Here is a 14,633-nt window from a genome sequence, read left to right as displayed (position 1 = left end):
AAGCGATGCCGTCGCTTTGTCTCATTAATTTTAAGCCAGTATGTTTAAAAACAAATTTGTCATCGGATTGATTGTAGCGGTTATTGTTGGGGTCATTGGCTACACATTTTTGGGAGAAGAAACAACCGTGTCAGAAGCGGATTATGCGGCGGAAATGGTGCAAGAGCGCAAAGACAAAGACAAGTTTTTCCGCGATTCGGAGGAGTCTCCTTTCCGTAAAACGGACGATTTTAAAGGCATTGATTATTTCTCTCCGAGCTCTATTTATAAAGTAACTGCCACGGTGGTGCCTTACCACGCTACTGATAAAAAAGTCAACGTGCCAATGACCGATGGCACAACGGTAGCATACGAAAAATACGGCTTTGCGGAATTTACGTTGCCAGGCGAGAGCGCCGCTGCCGACCTTAACGTCTATCGGTTGCTGATTTATAAACACGAATCAGGACTGTCGATTCTGTTTCGTGATGCCACTGCTCCCAAAGAAACTTACGGCGGTGGACGTTACTTAGATTTCAAACTGGAAGACGTGAACGACGGTAAGTTGGCCATTGATTTTAACAAAGCTTATAACCCTTACTGCGCGTATAATCACGAATATTCGTGCCCTATTCCTCCCAAAGAAAACACCTTACCTGTGCGGATAGAGGCGGGCGAAAAAATCTACCACGAAGAATAAAGGAAAGAGACAGTTTTTTTCCTATATTCGTTGGTAAACTAATCTACGCGACACCTCATGAAATGGTCATTTGTTATTCAGCAAAAAGTAAAAGCATCGTTGCTTCTAGGCGGAATTATGGTTGTGATTTTGCTGAGTGCCCTTGTGTCGCGCATGAGTTTGGATAACATCGACCACTCGCTGTCGTCTATTTACCAAGATAGATTGGTGCCTACCGTCGATATTGTGTATTTGAGCGAGCATTTATACTCAAAGCGCTTGTTGTTAGAACAAGGGCTAGAAAAGAATGCCTCTACTTCGTGGCAGGAACTAGGGAAACAACTCTCGGTTCATACCCACAAGATTGATTCCTTATTGGTAGAGTTTCAGAAAACAAAGTTGGTGGAAGAGGAAGTAAAAGCGCTCAATGCGTTGAAGACTCACGCCCAAGCTTATGCGACGTTAGAACAAAAAATTGTACGATTAGCTGCTCACTCAGCCTCCCAAGAGGGAAAAGAGTTGTTTCAATCGGAAGGAAGCCAATTGTTTCAGCAGTCGATTCATCGGTTGAGTGAACTGACCAAAATTCAGTCGGTAGTTGGGCAAAAACTTATTAAAGATTCGCACACCGAGACGTATTACTGCAATCTCCTTTCAAACCTTCAAATCATCATTACCATCATTATCGGCACTATCGTGGTGTCGTTGGTAGTGAATTCCAAAATCATTCGCCAAGATTCCCAGCCTTTCCATTTGAACTAGGGAAAAACTTTTTGAAAAAACAGCGCTTCGTGTGCAACTTGAGCTTGAGGTTTTGCATCTATTTAACAAAACACAAACTCATACAACCATGAAAGCCATCGTCTTTACATTATCGTTCGTTTTAGTCGCTTTTGCCGCATTCTCTCAAAAGGACAACGAAACCCCTTATTTTACCAAAACATTTAGCGCTTCGGCTGTAAAAGCCCTTCAAGTACGTACCTCGGGCGGGAGCATTCGCGTAGCAGGGAGTACCAACGAACCCAAAGTCGAAATGTACGTACGCGCCAACAACTGGAACGGCAGTTCGGAATTGAGCAAAGAAGAAATTGACGAACGCCTCAAAGAATACGAAGTACGCGTGGCGATGGAAGGCGAAACGCTCGTTTGCCGCGTGAAACGCAAAAACGAAGACGAAAAATGGGATTGGAAACGCTCATTGAGTATTTCATTTAAAATCATTGTTCCCGAAAAAACCGCTACCGATTTGGTTACGAGCGGGGGAAGTATCCGTTTGGCGAACTTGTCGGGAACGCAAAGCTTCTCTACCAGTGGTGGGAGCTTGCATTTAGACGAATTGAGCGGAAATGTTAAAGGACGCACATCGGGTGGCAGTATTCATTTGGCAAAATGCCGTGAGCAAATCGACCTCAGTACGAGCGGTGGGAGCATCCATGCCGACGAATGCAAAGGGGACATCAAACTCGTAACTTCAGGAGGAAGCATCGAGCTCAACCAAGTGGATGGGGTTTTAAGAGCTAGTACGAGCGGTGGAAGCATCAGAGGTGGCGGTATCAAAGGGGAGTTGACGGCTTCAACTTCGGGTGGTTCGATTCGTTTGAATGACGTAGCGGCATCGTTGCGGGCATCCACCAGCGCAGGAAGTATCCACGCTGACATTGTATCGGTAGGTCAATTTTTAGACTTGTCAACTTCAGCAGGTGGGATTCACGTTCAAATGCCATTCAACAAAGGCATGGAACTCGATTTACGCGCTAATCGCGTCAACGTAGGTACGCTTAAAAACTTCAATGGTATTGTAGAAAAAGACCGTGTAAAAGGCTCACTCAACGGCGGTGGCACGTTGGTGTCGATGCGTGCAAGTGCGGGCTCTATTTCAGTAAATGATTAATAGGTCAGACGATTTTTCGGTCAGACGATAGTCAGACCGCTTCGGAATAGTATCTCAGTCTGACTACCGTCTGACTGAGATAAGGTCAGACGATAGTCAGACCGCCTCGGAATCGTAAGTCTGACTGTCGTCTGACTGAAATAAGGTCAGACGATAGTCAAACCGCCTCGGAATCGTATCTCAGTCTGACTGCCGTCTGACTGGGTTTACGATAGTCAGACCGTAGTAAGTCCGCCAGTTTTGGCGGACTTTATTTTTTGGTGCTGAGTTTCACAATGAAATAGCTAATTTTGATGCTAAATCACCGAAACACAATTAGAACTTCCGCATTCTATGAAAGGAATTATTTTGGCGGGTGGCTCAGGCACTCGCTTACACCCACTCACGTTGGCCGTTAGTAAGCAGTTGATGCCCGTTTACGATAAGCCAATGATATACTATCCGTTATCAATTTTGATGTTGGCGGGTATTCGTGAAATCTTGATTATTTCGACTCCCCATGATTTACCGCACTTTCAAAAACTCTTAGGAGATGGAAGTCGCATCGGTTGTGAATTTAGCTACGCCGAACAACCCAGTCCCGATGGCCTTGCCCAAGCGTTCATTATTGGTGCTGATTTTATTGGAGACGATAAAGTGGCGTTGGTGTTGGGCGATAATATTTTCTACGGTAGTGGACTCAGTAAATTATTACAAGCCAACAACGACCCCGATGGAGGTGTGGTGTATGCCTACCAAGTGCACGACCCCGAGCGCTACGGTGTGGTAGAATTTGATAAAGACTTTAACGTCCTTTCAATTGAAGAAAAACCCGAAGCACCCAAGTCAAATTACGCCGTTCCAGGACTTTATTTTTACGATAATGAAGTGGTGGAGATTGCCAAAAATATCCAACCTAGTCCGCGCGGAGAACTTGAAATTACGGACATCAATCGCGTGTATTTGGAGCGTGGAAAACTCAAAGTAGGGGTGTTGAACCGTGGAACAGCTTGGTTAGATACAGGTACGTTTGCGTCGTTGATGCAAGCAGGACAATTTGTTCAAGTGATTGAAGAACGCCAAGGACTTAAAATCGGTTGTATCGAAGAAGTGGCCTACCGTATGGGTTTCATTACGGCCGATGCACTTCGCGAAATCGCCCAGCCGTTGCTCAAAAGCGGTTATGGCCAGTATTTACTAGGAATTTTGAAGTAAAATCAGATGTTCACAGGAATTGTAGAAGCGACGGCCGAAATCGTCGAAATTGTTGCGGAAGGAACGAACCTGACGTTTAGGTTGAGCGCAGCTTTGGCGCCCGAACTCAAAGTGGATCAGAGCGTAAGCCACAATGGCGTTTGTCTGACGGTTACGAGCATTGAAGGAACTACCTACACGGTGACGGCGGTGGACGAAACCCTCAAAAAAACAAACTTAGGCCAGTGGAAAGTAGGCACAAAGGTAAACGTGGAACGCTGTATGCCTGCGCATGGCCGTTTTGACGGGCACATTGTTCAAGGCCACGTTGACCAAACGGGAGTTTGTACTTACATCGCTGAAGTGGGTGGAAGTTGGTTGTTTGATTTTACGTACGATGCCGCTGTGGGCAATATTACCGTAGAAAAAGGCTCGATTTGTGTCAATGGAGTGAGCTTGACGGTCTTTAACTCGCACGATGACGGCTTCCGCGTAACGATTATTCCTTACACCTACGAGCATACCAATTTTCATCAATTGAAGGTGGGTGACATCGTCAACTTGGAGTTTGATATTTTGGGGAAATACATGCAGAAGATTTTGGCGAAATCAATGGCGCCCATTGCCGTTAAATAAACCTTGGAAATCTTGACGCACCCCCGAATTTGTTACGAAATTTTTGTTCGTTCTTTTTGCGATTCCAACGGGGACGGAATCGGTGATTTGAACGGCATTCGTTCCAAGCTGCCTTACCTTCAGGAATTTGGAGTTGAGGCAATATGGCTTACTCCGATTCAGCCGTCACCGAGTTATCATAAATACGATGTCGTTGATTATTATGGCATTGAACCTGAATATGGAACGCTCGACGATTTTAAAAACCTCCTGACTGAAGCCCACGCACGCGGTATTAAAGTCATCCTAGATTTGGTGATTAACCACACGAGTGTGCGCCATCCTTGGTTTGTAGAGTCGGCCAAGGGTAAAGCGAGTCCCTACCGAAACTATTATAATTGGAAAAGTCCCGAGGAAATCGAGGCGTTGGGTATTGCCACGCGCGAAGCTACGCCCGATACGTGGGAACGAAAGCCTTGGCACAGTGCGGTGGGCAATACGGAAAAATACTACGGCCTGTTTTGGAAAGGAATGCCTGACCTCAACTGCGACCACCCACCTGTGCGCCAAGCGATTTATGAAATTGGTAACTATTGGCTTGAAATGGGCGTGGACGGTTTTCGATTGGACGCCGCACGCCATATTTATCCCGAATGGGAAGAGTACAAAAACTACGATTTTTGGGTCGAATTTCGGACGGAAATGCAGAAAGTAAACCCGCAGGTGTATTTGGTCGGGGAAGTGTGGAATGCAGCCGATAAAATAGCCCCTTATTTTCGCGGGCTGACGGCCAATTTTAACTTTGATTTGAGTCTAGCGCTTCAAAAAATCACGGCAGAAGAGCGAGATACCGTGCATTTGATTGTCACTCTGGCCAAAAATCGTCAAGTATTTGCCCAAACAAATCCCCGTTTTATTGATGCAACGATGCTGACCAATCACGATCAAACGCGCATTGGAAGTGTGTTGCACGGCAAGCAGACGCACTTGAAAGTGGCAGCCAATTTGCTCTTTACATTACCAGGACAGCCGTACGTTTATTATGGCGAAGAATTGGGGATGCTGGGACAAAAACCCGATGATTTTATCCGTGAGCCGTTTTTGTGGGGGTATCGTCAACACGACCGCGAACGAGCGCGATGGATGAAGCCCAAGTACAGCAAAAGCGTGACCGTAACCCCGTTGGTGGGGCAACAAAATGACCCCAATTCGCTCTATAATCACTACAAACGCTTGATTCATTTCCGTAAATCCAATGCCGTCATCGGTAGTTTTTACGGGCAAATCGAACCTTTACCCAACCGCAACCCTCGCTTGGTCGCATTCAAGCGTGGCCTCGCCGAGCAGGAAGTATGGGTACTTCATAATCTTTCGAGTACAACAGTGACTTATTTCGCCTCCTTCATGCCCACCGAGTTGCTATTGACCACTGACACCGCGTCGCGTTTTGAAAAGGTCGATACCATTTCGTTGGCACCGTTTAGTTGTGTAGTGTTGGGAGAATAAATTTATTTTCAATTATTTTTGAAAATACAATAATTTGTTTTACTTTTGGCTATGGAATTACAAGAGGCAAAAGACCGCTTTGTTCAGGCATGGGGAACATTAGCGACCCAATGGGGAATTAATCGTACGATGGCGCAGATTCACGCGCTATTGATGATTTCTCCTAATCCGCTCACGACCGAAGACTTGATGGCGCAGCTTCAAATTTCTCGTGGAAATGTAAGCATGAACTTACGGGATTTGATGGATTGGGGATTGGTTTTTAAAGAATTACGTCCTGGAGAGCGTAAAGAGTACTTTTTTGCCGAAAAAGACGCTTGGAAAGTAGCTAAACAAGTAGCAAAAGAACGTCGAAGAAGAGAGATTGAGCCTGTCATTAAGTTGCTAGATGAGCTTCGGAGTGTCCCTGTTCGGGCGGGTGATGCCGATTCAGAAACATTCCATGCGACCATCGAAAGCATCAGTCGAGTGGTAAACTTAGCAGACGGAGCCTTAGATGCTGCAATGAAGGCGGAAGAAAGCTTAATCTTAGGGACGCTAATCAAGTTATTGCGCTAATAATGGCGAACAAACGGGCACTTAGGTGCCTATTTATTGAGTTTTAGATTTCAATAATTTCTGAAATATCTAAATATACAAAAAGATGAATCGTGTCATGAACCTTCCGCCCCAAGCGCCAGACATCCGTTCGGCGTTTCGCAAAAAATGGTTTTGGTTGTGGGCGTTATTGCCCATCGGCGCCTATTATGCAAGTTGGTTATTAATGATGATGCCTTTTCCGTTGTTTTTGGTCATTGGACAATGGGTCGCATTGGAGAGTTTTCATAAAAAACAAAAACCAATGACCTTATGGTTGCTGAATTTGGTGACGTTGTTGGTAACAGGTCTGCTTATTGTGGTGATGGTGGATAAGATGTGGACAAACCAATACGATGACTATCTCCTTTTTATCTTGTTCGGAACGTACTACCTATTCCAGTGCTTCAATGAGTGGGTTTTCTTTAAGTTATTTCCTTCTTGGCGCTTTGGCTATTGGTCAGCCGCCAATCTTATTGCAGCGGCGGTCTGGATAGGGGTTTTAGTGGGCGGCAAATTCATTTTGCCTTTTGCCATCAAGCACGAATATGTGCTTTGGTTTATCATTCCCGTGCTTGGAATCATCTCCAATAGTATCACCGCCCTAGGAATACACCTCGCTACTCAAACCCGTTATGGACTATGAAAAAAATAGTGGTCTATCCCGCCACTTTGAGTCTGTCTTTAATGCTTTTACCCTAATATGGCCTTATATTTCTTATATGGTTCACCACCTATTAACAAACAAAAACTAAAAAAGAAATAAATAATACCAGTAGCCGTTTTATCATTATAACGGCTATGACATGAGAATCCTCTATTTCTTTACGCTTGCGTATCTTCTGGGCAAGGAAACTTTGGCACAATACCCAAATACCAGCTATTGGCAAGCCGAAATGAGCTATGCCGCCCCCATCTTTCAAAAATCTCAGGCAATTCGCTATGGTGCAACTCAAGTTGATGCCTGGACACCACGAGCGCTAGTCAACGCCAACCTTGGGTTGCACTTTGAATCCATAGAAGGACATTTTGCAGAAGTTTTTCTTCATGCACGATGCTTAGAAAATAGCATTGAAGATTCTTCTATACTTATGGGCACGCGCATAGGAACAGGCAAAAAAAGGTGGCGAGTCTATTTGGAAGTAGCATATGTCAGACCCAATGGAAGCGTTACTGTGTATGCTTCTGGTTCTCCAAACGAATCTGCAGGCTTTATGTATGGCTTAGGGACTCGCTACCGAATCTCGACGCGGGTGTCCCTGCAAGCCTCTTGTTTAAGAAATCATTTTACCCAACTTGAGAAAGTAGCTGTTCCATTCAAACGACCCGTTGGTTCTTTTGCCTCGTTGGGTCTTTATTGGAACTTGAGCGTAAAACCCGATAGGCAGTCCAAACCCACCAAAGTCAAAAAGTTAACGCCTCGTCGGCAAGACCGCTGCTTGTACGCGCCAGCTGTTTAGAGATAGTTAATACTTTACGAACTTTGTTTGTGTAAGCTAGTGTTCATCAGGGAGGTTTTTGTAATTTTGTAAAAAAATAAGTCGCTATGAGCGAACAAGAAAAATATCAACGGCTGAAAGAAATTGCTTTACGTATTTCTAAGGATAAAAAAATTATCCATGAAAAAGGCGTAGAACAAGCCGCAAAAGAGCATGGTATCAAGTTCATCGTTCCTCATACATAATTCTGTTTTATTCCCCTCGCTTAGTAGTTTTAACAAGTATTCTTTCACATTTGGAAGAAATAAAAGAGGCTTTACCCAAAGCGGGAGAGTCGTACAAATAATCAATGAAAACCAAAGGAACCAAACGAAACAAAGTCAATATCGTGACACTGGGTTGTAGTAAAAACTTGGTGGATAGCGAAAATATCTTTACCCAACTCAAAGGCAATGGCTACAACGTGACCCATGAGTCGCAAAAAGACGATGCCAATATCGTGATTGTCAATACCTGTGGGTTTATCGACAATGCCAAACAAGAATCGGTGGATACCATTCTTCGCTATGCCGATGCCAAAGAAGCAGGGCTGGTGGATAAAGTATATGTAACGGGTTGTTTGTCACATCGTTATAAGGACGAATTGGCGGTTGAAATCCCTACCGTAGATGCGTGGTTTGGAACGAATGAACTCCCTCGTTTGCTCAAAACCCTCAAAGCCGACTACAAACAAGAACTTGTAGGAGAGCGTTTATTGACGACGCCCGCGCACTATGCCTACCTCAAAATCGCGGAAGGCTGCGATCGCCCTTGTAGTTTTTGCGCGATTCCGTTGATGCGCGGAGGCCACGTGTCCCGTTCGATTGATGAGCTGGTGACCGAGGCGAAATCATTGGCGCGTCGTGGGACGAAAGAGTTGATTTTGATTGCCCAAGATTTGACCTACTACGGGTTGGATATTTACAAAAAACGCAATTTGTCGGAGTTACTCAATCACCTGGCCGATGTAGAAGGCATCGACTGGATTCGTTTGCAATACGCGTACCCGTCGGGTTTTCCGCTAGATGTGTTGGATGTGATGCGCGAGCGTTCCAACATTTGTAAGTATTTGGACATGCCGCTTCAAAGTGGTAGCACCGAAATGCTGAAACTCATGCGTCGTGGTATCACACGCGAGAAAACCGAAGACCTCATCAAAACCATTCGGGATAAAGTACCAGGCATTGCGCTGCGTACGACCCTCATTGCAGGTCACCCAGGGGAAACGGAAGAAATGTTTGAAGAAACCCTTGAGTTTGTCGAGCGTACCCGTTTCGACCGCTTGGGTGTATTTGCTTATTCGCACGAAGACCAGACGCACTCGTTTACCATGCCCGACGACGTGCCTGCCGACGTAAAACAACAACGCACCGACGACATCATGGCGGTGCAGCAAGACATTTCGTGGTCGTTGAACCAAGCAAAAATTGGCAATACGTACAAGGTGTTGTTCGACCGTAAAGAAGGTGGTTATTTCATTGGCCGTACCGAATTTGATTCCCCCGAAGTAGATAATGAAGTGTTGATTTCGGCCGAACAGTACGTTCGAGTAGGGGATTTTGCCAACGTGAAAATCAACAACGCCGAAGAGTTTGATTTGTACGGGCAGTTGGTATAACGCAGATTCATTAAAAACATAGAGTACATAAGAGTTTTTCACATAGTAAACATAGAACACAGCTATGTTTACTATGTGAAAATTCTATCTGAACTATGTGGTTACCCACGTCATTTTGTCGCTTTCTTCCCTTTGGTAGTGCTTGAAGCTGCCGCTTTTGAGTTCATCTCCATATAATCTACCACCAAGTGGCTAAGAGATTTTACGCCTAACGTAAACCCGCTTTCATCGAGATAAAAATCTGGCGTGTGGTGTGGTGCTACGTCATAGGGGCTTTTGCCTTTGGCCATTCCACCCAAGAAGAAGAAGAACCCAGGGATTTTCTTTTGGAAGTAGCTAAAGTCTTCAGCACCAGTAGCAACGGGTGAAAGAAGAACGTTGTCTTTGCCTGCCAATGCCTCCAACGTCGGAATCATTTTATCGGTAAGTGCGGGGTCGTTGACCGTAGCTGGGTAGCCAATTCCGATTTCAACGTCGGCTTTTGCGCCTGCGCTTTCGGCAATATTCGTTGAAATTTCTTTGATGCGACGGTGAACAAGCGCCTGCTGGTCATCGCCGAAGGTACGGATGGTACCAATCATTTCGAGTGACTCAGGAATGATGTTGTAGCGAATACCGCCGTGAATCGCGCCTACCGTAACTACCGCAGGGTTTTCAGTAATATCAACGTTGCGACTTACGATGGTTTGTAAACCCATCACTACCTGAGAAGCCGTAACAATAGGGTCAACGCCCGACCAAGGGTTGGCGCCGTGGGTTTGTTTTCCTTTTAATTTGATGGTCAACTGGTCAACGGCTGCCATGGTCGCACCTGGGCGGTAGCGGATTTTGCCTACTTCGGTTTGAGAATTGATATGAAGTCCAAAAATAGCATCCACTTTTGGGTTGTCCAATGCGCCTTCTTCCACCATTCGATTCGCGCCAAAAGTCCCGCCTGTATAAACACCTTCTTCGGCAGGTTGGAAAATAAGCTTAACCGTTCCTGCCAAGTCTTTTTGCATCGACGCCAATACCTCAGCAACCCCCATCAAAATAGCGACGTGGCTATCGTGACCGCAAGCGTGCATGACGCCCGTTTTTTGGTTGTTGAACTCCGTTACCACTTTCGATTTGAAAGGAATATCCACGCGTTCCGTCACAGGCAGACCGTCCATGTCGGCGCGAAGGGCGACTACGGGGCCAGGTTTTCCACCTTTCAATACCCCAATTACGCCCGTAACGGCTACTTTTTCTTTTACTTCATAGCCTAATTTACGGAGGTGCTCCGCCACGATCTTAGCCGTTCTAAATTCTTGGTTTCCAAGCTCTGGGTGCTCGTGGAAATCGCGACGCCACGCAATTACCTTGCTTTCGATAGCGTCAGACGCTTGGTTGATGACGGGCTTGAGGGCACTTTGCGCGTATCCTGTGCCAAGGCTCAGAGCTAACAATGCACCACTTAGGAGAGGTTTTTTCATCGGATTTTAGTTTGTCGTTAGGAAAAATTTTGAGCAATTTAACAAAAAACGCCCTTGGATGTTCGATATTCGCGGTTCAAAATCGAAAACTGATGCAAAAACTTCTCTTCATAGACCGCGACGGAACTATTATCGTTGAACCACCCGTCGATTTTCAGGTAGATTCCCTAGAAAAATTGGCTTTTTTGCCCAAATCCATCTCAAATCTTCGCCGTTTGGCCGAAGAAACCGATTTTGGTTTTGTGATGGTAACCAACCAAGATGGATTAGGAACGGACTCTTTCCCTGAAGATACGTTTTGGCCTGCCCAAAATAAAATGCTCCAAGTCCTCGAAGGCGAAGGCGTGACGTTTCAGGCGATTCACGTGGATCGTACCTTCCCGCACGAAAACGCCCCCACGCGTAAACCTGGCACGGCTTTGTTGACGGAGTATTTCAATGGTTCGTACGATTTAGCAAACAGCTACGTGCTGGGCGACCGCCTGACGGACGTGCAATTGGCGGTTAATATGGGATGTAAAGCCATTTATATTGCCAACGAACTCCCCGCCGACCTTGCTCCCGAATTGGCCAATGCCATCTCGCTTGTAAGTACCGATTGGGATGTCATCTATGAACACCTTCGCTTGCCTGCCCGCACGGCTTCGGTAGAGCGAGTGACGAAAGAAACTCAAATTAAAATTGAGCTCAACCTCGACGGTACAGGTAAGTCAGAAATGAACACAGGACTTGGGTTCTTTGACCACATGCTCGACCAGCTTGCCAAACACTCAGGGGTCGATTTAGCGATTTCGGTGGTGGGCGATTTGCACATCGACGAGCATCATACCATTGAAGATACCGCTTTGGCGTTGGGAGAAGCCTACCGCAAGGCATTGGGCGACAAACGAGGTATTAGTCGTTATGGTTTTTTGTTGCCGATGGACGAGGCATTGGCCCAAGTAGCTATCGACTTTTCGGGTCGTCCGTGGTTGGTGTGGGATGCTGATTTTAAGCGGGAAAAAATCGGAGAAATGCCGACCGAAATGTTTTACCATTTCTTCAAATCGTTTTCGGATACGGCTCAGTGCAACCTCAACATCAAGTGCGAAGGAAGCAACGAACACCATAAAATTGAAGCGATTTTTAAGGGGTGGGCCAAAGCGATTAAAATGGCGGTAAAACGTGATTTAAAAGCGCTGGATGTTTTGCCATCCACCAAGGGAGTACTTTAGCAAGAAAGCATTCGGATAATTTTACAAAAAAACACCAGTTTTTTTGGGTCTAAATGCCGAATGCTATTACTTTTGTACTATCTTTAAAATAAGGTTTTACACAATAAATTACGAATCATAATGGACTTAAGAACCATCGGTACCCTCATATTTTATGCAGTATTGTTAGGCGTTGCGTTTTGGGTAGGAGGCCTTTTAGAGAAAAACGAGCGTAAATACACAAAATATTTCAAAGAAGATTAATCAAAACGCATGAGCGTAAGCTCATCGTCTTCGATACATCAATTTCAAACGCGAGCTATTGAGGAACATCAGTAGCTCGCATTTTTGTATCTAGCACTTCTGATAACCCATGTAACTTTTTGTTGAGAAGGTAGTCAGAAGGGCAAAAGTGCCTGTGGTTGCGCACAACTACAAATGAATAATGTGCCTGTGGTTGCTCACAACCACAAATGAATCATCGAATATCAACAATAAAACGAATAACGGACTATGGACATCAAAGGAAGAGTACTCCAACTATTGCCTTTGCAAACAGGCGAGGGTAAAAATGGGACGTGGAAAAAACAAGATTTTGTCATTGAAACCGACGGCCAATACCCCAAAAAAGTGTGTATCTCGGCATGGGGTGATAAAATCAACGAAGGCGCCTTGAAAGTAGGTAATGAAGTAAATGTGTCGTTTGACATCGAAAGCCGCGAATACAACGGCCGCTGGTACACCGACGTAAAAGCGTGGAAAATTGATTCAATGAGCGGCGGCGGTGGCGCAAGCGAAGAGGCAAGTTTTGGCGGAAGCACCCGCCCTACTACATCGCTACCTACCACCTTTGAAGCCAGCGAAGAAGATAATTTACCATTTTAGGAATGTCGAGGGTCGAATGCAGAGTGTCGAATAAGAAAAATACCATTCGACACTCTGCATTCTCAATTCGACACTAACAATCGGGTTGTGAGCAACCCTCAGCACAGAATTGTCAACTTAGGCTAGGACAAGACATTTAGCAAATTTTGCTGTTTTGCCCCATTTGCAAATTTGCCCATTTACTTATTTTTTGCTTTGTGCCATTTTGAGGGCTTGCGTGGTGGTATAATACTTCGAAATCATGTTAGGAACTTCCCACTCGGGCAGTTTTCCAGCCTTCAAAAAGTCCATGTATTTCTTCGCTACTTGTGAGAAGTGCGCCTCGTGGCCGATGTCGTATTTTTTCGGAATCACTACTTCCCAGCCTTTGTCATTTTTCTTGAGTTCGATGCCTGGATACGTTGTCTGTACTTTTTTGAACGCTTCGGCCACTACTTTTTCGTACGCTGGCGTATTGCTAAGGGATTCGATATACAACACAGGCTTAAAATTCTGCTCCTTGCCCTGACGTATAATCAGATTCGCTTTGCTTCCCTTCATAATTGAATAGTGCGTATCGCCCGTGCCTTGTGGCGCTTGGAAGTTCCAAATCACCGATGCGCGTGCGTGTACGCCCCTGAGTGTGTAGTCAATCTGACCGTTGGCATAGACCTCAAGATTTTTACCTTTTACGTCTTTTTTCAAATAATCGGGGTAAGTGTCATTTTTGGTGACGAGTTTAAATTGCTCAGGCGTCATGGTCGTGGCGCTGTGAGTCGCATTGAGGAGCTTGATGTCTTTTTTGTAGTCAATGATTTGGTTGGGAAAACAGCTCCATTGAATCAAATCCACCAAGTGAGTCGTCACGTCCACTACGCCTTCCCCTTGTTGTTTTACGTCAAAAAACCACGATGGACGAATCAGCGGCTCGCCCGAAACGTACTTGAAAAAGTGGTGAACGCTCTCTTTGGTAACAGCAGGGTCTTGGGGCGTGCCTTTTTGGAGTGTACCAAAAATGGCGGGCACCAGCGCAAGCTCGCGTTGGAGGGCATTGCTGATTTCGTAGCGCTCCGTCATGATGTCGTAGAGCAATACGTTTTTCTTTTTGGCTTGGGCAAAAGCTTCTTGCAACAACGAAAAACCAGCGGCATCAATGGCCATGGGTTTATCGGCCAACACGTTCAGCCCCGCGTCCACCGATTTTTTGATGTAGTCGGTTTTCTTTTGGTTATTTCCTGCCAAAACCACCAAATTTCCTGCTTTTTCGCTCAACATCTTCTGGAAAAAGTCAGTGCCCGTATAAACTTTCTCGTCCCACTGCGTAGGGTCGTCAGAGCGGGTGTTGTACTTTTTAATTTTATCGAGATACGCCTCTACATCGGGGCCTTTGGTGGCATACACGTGCACGACGGGGTTGACGTTGTCGTAGCGGGTATTTTGTACCAGTGCGGCATGAAAGTGCCCAGGCTCAAGCACGATGAGGCTAATGGGCTTTTTGGCTTGTTGTCCCATGCTGGGGAGGGTTAAACTACTTGCAGCTAATAAGCAGCCTAGAAGGCGATTCTTCATAGAATTTGTGGGTGATTTTTTAAGGAATAAGCGTT

At 45.5% G+C, this 14,633-nt stretch carries 15 protein-coding genes; 13 read left to right on the top strand and 2 right to left on the bottom strand.

The features are described from left to right. Positions 1-40 precede the first annotated feature (40 nt). The 11 genes from FHS57_RS14170 to rimO all read left to right on the top strand — a co-directional run bounded on the left by FHS57_RS14170 (position 41) and on the right by rimO (position 9,515). Positions 41-679, top strand: a complete 639-nt coding sequence (locus tag FHS57_RS14170; protein WP_183974658.1) for a DUF1684 domain-containing protein — start codon at positions 41-43, stop codon at positions 677-679. Positions 680-736: 57 nt separating this feature from the next. Further along, a complete protein-coding gene (locus FHS57_RS14165; protein ID WP_183974656.1) occupies positions 737-1,420 on the top strand; it encodes an MCP four helix bundle domain-containing protein in 684 nt (227 codons plus the stop codon). An 88-nt stretch (positions 1,421-1,508) separates the two neighbouring features. Beyond that, complete coding sequence (locus FHS57_RS14160) at positions 1,509-2,549, top strand: DUF4097 family beta strand repeat-containing protein (RefSeq protein ID WP_183974654.1); 1,041 nt, start codon at positions 1,509-1,511, stop codon at positions 2,547-2,549. Between the two features lie 333 nt (positions 2,550-2,882). Beyond that, positions 2,883-3,743, top strand: a complete 861-nt coding sequence (rfbA, locus tag FHS57_RS14155; protein WP_183974652.1) for a glucose-1-phosphate thymidylyltransferase RfbA — start codon at positions 2,883-2,885, stop codon at positions 3,741-3,743. A gap of 6 nt (positions 3,744-3,749) precedes the next feature. Then, entirely contained in the window at positions 3,750-4,358 is a 609-nt protein-coding gene (locus FHS57_RS14150) for a riboflavin synthase (RefSeq protein WP_183974650.1), read from the top strand. A 12-nt stretch (positions 4,359-4,370) separates the two neighbouring features. Then, positions 4,371-5,843 carry an alpha-amylase family glycosyl hydrolase gene (locus FHS57_RS14145; protein WP_183974648.1) on the top strand — a complete coding sequence of 491 codons (1,473 nt, stop codon included), beginning with the start codon at positions 4,371-4,373 and terminating at the stop codon, positions 5,841-5,843. Positions 5,844-5,894: 51 nt separating this feature from the next. Beyond that, positions 5,895-6,401, top strand: a complete 507-nt coding sequence (locus FHS57_RS14140) for a GbsR/MarR family transcriptional regulator (protein WP_183974646.1) — start codon at positions 5,895-5,897, stop codon at positions 6,399-6,401. 97 nt (positions 6,402-6,498) lie between these two features. Continuing rightward, complete coding sequence (locus FHS57_RS14135) at positions 6,499-7,065, top strand: hypothetical protein (protein ID WP_221225632.1); 567 nt, start codon at positions 6,499-6,501, stop codon at positions 7,063-7,065. Positions 7,066-7,225: 160 nt separating this feature from the next. Next, positions 7,226-7,879 (top strand): hypothetical protein, encoded by a 654-nt coding sequence (locus FHS57_RS14130; protein ID WP_183974642.1) that lies wholly within the window; start codon positions 7,226-7,228, stop codon positions 7,877-7,879. A gap of 86 nt (positions 7,880-7,965) precedes the next feature. Further along, on the top strand, positions 7,966-8,103 hold the full coding sequence (locus FHS57_RS14125; RefSeq protein WP_183974640.1) for a hypothetical protein: 138 nt from the start codon (positions 7,966-7,968) through the stop codon (positions 8,101-8,103). A 104-nt stretch (positions 8,104-8,207) separates the two neighbouring features. Continuing rightward, positions 8,208-9,515 (top strand): 30S ribosomal protein S12 methylthiotransferase RimO, encoded by a 1,308-nt coding sequence (gene rimO / locus FHS57_RS14120; protein WP_183974638.1) that lies wholly within the window; start codon positions 8,208-8,210, stop codon positions 9,513-9,515. Between the two features lie 110 nt (positions 9,516-9,625). On the opposite strand, the gene FHS57_RS14115 is transcribed toward rimO, so the two are convergent. After that, the gene (locus FHS57_RS14115; protein WP_183974636.1) at positions 9,626-10,972 is read right to left on the bottom strand and encodes an amidohydrolase; all 1,347 of its coding nucleotides are present in this window, start codon (positions 10,970-10,972) and stop codon (positions 9,626-9,628) included. Between the two features lie 92 nt (positions 10,973-11,064). On the opposite strand from FHS57_RS14115, the gene hisB reads away from it, so the two are divergent. Further along, complete coding sequence (hisB, locus tag FHS57_RS14110) at positions 11,065-12,186, top strand: bifunctional histidinol-phosphatase/imidazoleglycerol-phosphate dehydratase HisB (protein ID WP_183974634.1); 1,122 nt, start codon at positions 11,065-11,067, stop codon at positions 12,184-12,186. 492 nt (positions 12,187-12,678) lie between these two features. Continuing rightward, a complete protein-coding gene (locus FHS57_RS14105) occupies positions 12,679-13,050 on the top strand; it encodes a DUF3127 domain-containing protein (protein ID WP_183974633.1) in 372 nt (123 codons plus the stop codon). Between the two features lie 183 nt (positions 13,051-13,233). On the opposite strand, the gene FHS57_RS14100 is transcribed toward FHS57_RS14105, so the two are convergent. Then, positions 13,234-14,598: a putative oxidoreductase C-terminal domain-containing protein gene (locus FHS57_RS14100; protein WP_183974632.1), complete on the bottom strand. Its 1,365-nt coding sequence runs from the start codon at positions 14,596-14,598 to the stop codon at positions 13,234-13,236. Positions 14,599-14,633 lie beyond the last annotated feature (35 nt).

It is taken from the genome of Runella defluvii (genome assembly GCF_014195535.1).
Classification (GTDB): domain Bacteria; phylum Bacteroidota; class Bacteroidia; order Cytophagales; family Spirosomataceae; genus Runella; species Runella defluvii.
The sequence above is the reverse complement of the archived record's forward strand: the minus strand, read 5'-3'. Positions and strand labels throughout refer to the sequence as shown.

Bases quoted from the DNA above. Each gene is read 5' to 3' on its own strand.
- FHS57_RS14170 (WP_183974658.1), top strand. From the start codon at position 41: ATGTTTAAAAACAAATTTGTCATCGGATTGATTGTAGCGGTTATTGTT.
- FHS57_RS14165 (WP_183974656.1), top strand. From the start codon at position 737: ATGAAATGGTCATTTGTTATTCAGCAAAAAGTAAAAGCATCGTTGCTT.
- FHS57_RS14160 (WP_183974654.1), top strand. From the start codon at position 1,509: ATGAAAGCCATCGTCTTTACATTATCGTTCGTTTTAGTCGCTTTTGCC.
- rfbA (WP_183974652.1), top strand. From the start codon at position 2,883: ATGAAAGGAATTATTTTGGCGGGTGGCTCAGGCACTCGCTTACACCCA.
- FHS57_RS14150 (WP_183974650.1), top strand. From the start codon at position 3,750: ATGTTCACAGGAATTGTAGAAGCGACGGCCGAAATCGTCGAAATTGTT.
- FHS57_RS14140 (WP_183974646.1), top strand. From the start codon at position 5,895: ATGGAATTACAAGAGGCAAAAGACCGCTTTGTTCAGGCATGGGGAACA.
- FHS57_RS14135 (WP_221225632.1), top strand. From the start codon at position 6,499: ATGAACCTTCCGCCCCAAGCGCCAGACATCCGTTCGGCGTTTCGCAAA.
- FHS57_RS14130 (WP_183974642.1), top strand. From the start codon at position 7,226: ATGAGAATCCTCTATTTCTTTACGCTTGCGTATCTTCTGGGCAAGGAA.
- FHS57_RS14125 (WP_183974640.1), top strand. From the start codon at position 7,966: ATGAGCGAACAAGAAAAATATCAACGGCTGAAAGAAATTGCTTTACGT.
- rimO (WP_183974638.1), top strand. From the start codon at position 8,208: ATGAAAACCAAAGGAACCAAACGAAACAAAGTCAATATCGTGACACTG.
- FHS57_RS14115 (WP_183974636.1), bottom strand. From the start codon at position 10,972: ATGAAAAAACCTCTCCTAAGTGGTGCATTGTTAGCTCTGAGCCTTGGC.
- hisB (WP_183974634.1), top strand. From the start codon at position 11,065: ATGCAAAAACTTCTCTTCATAGACCGCGACGGAACTATTATCGTTGAA.
- FHS57_RS14105 (WP_183974633.1), top strand. From the start codon at position 12,679: ATGGACATCAAAGGAAGAGTACTCCAACTATTGCCTTTGCAAACAGGC.
- FHS57_RS14100 (WP_183974632.1), bottom strand. From the start codon at position 14,598: ATGAAGAATCGCCTTCTAGGCTGCTTATTAGCTGCAAGTAGTTTAACC.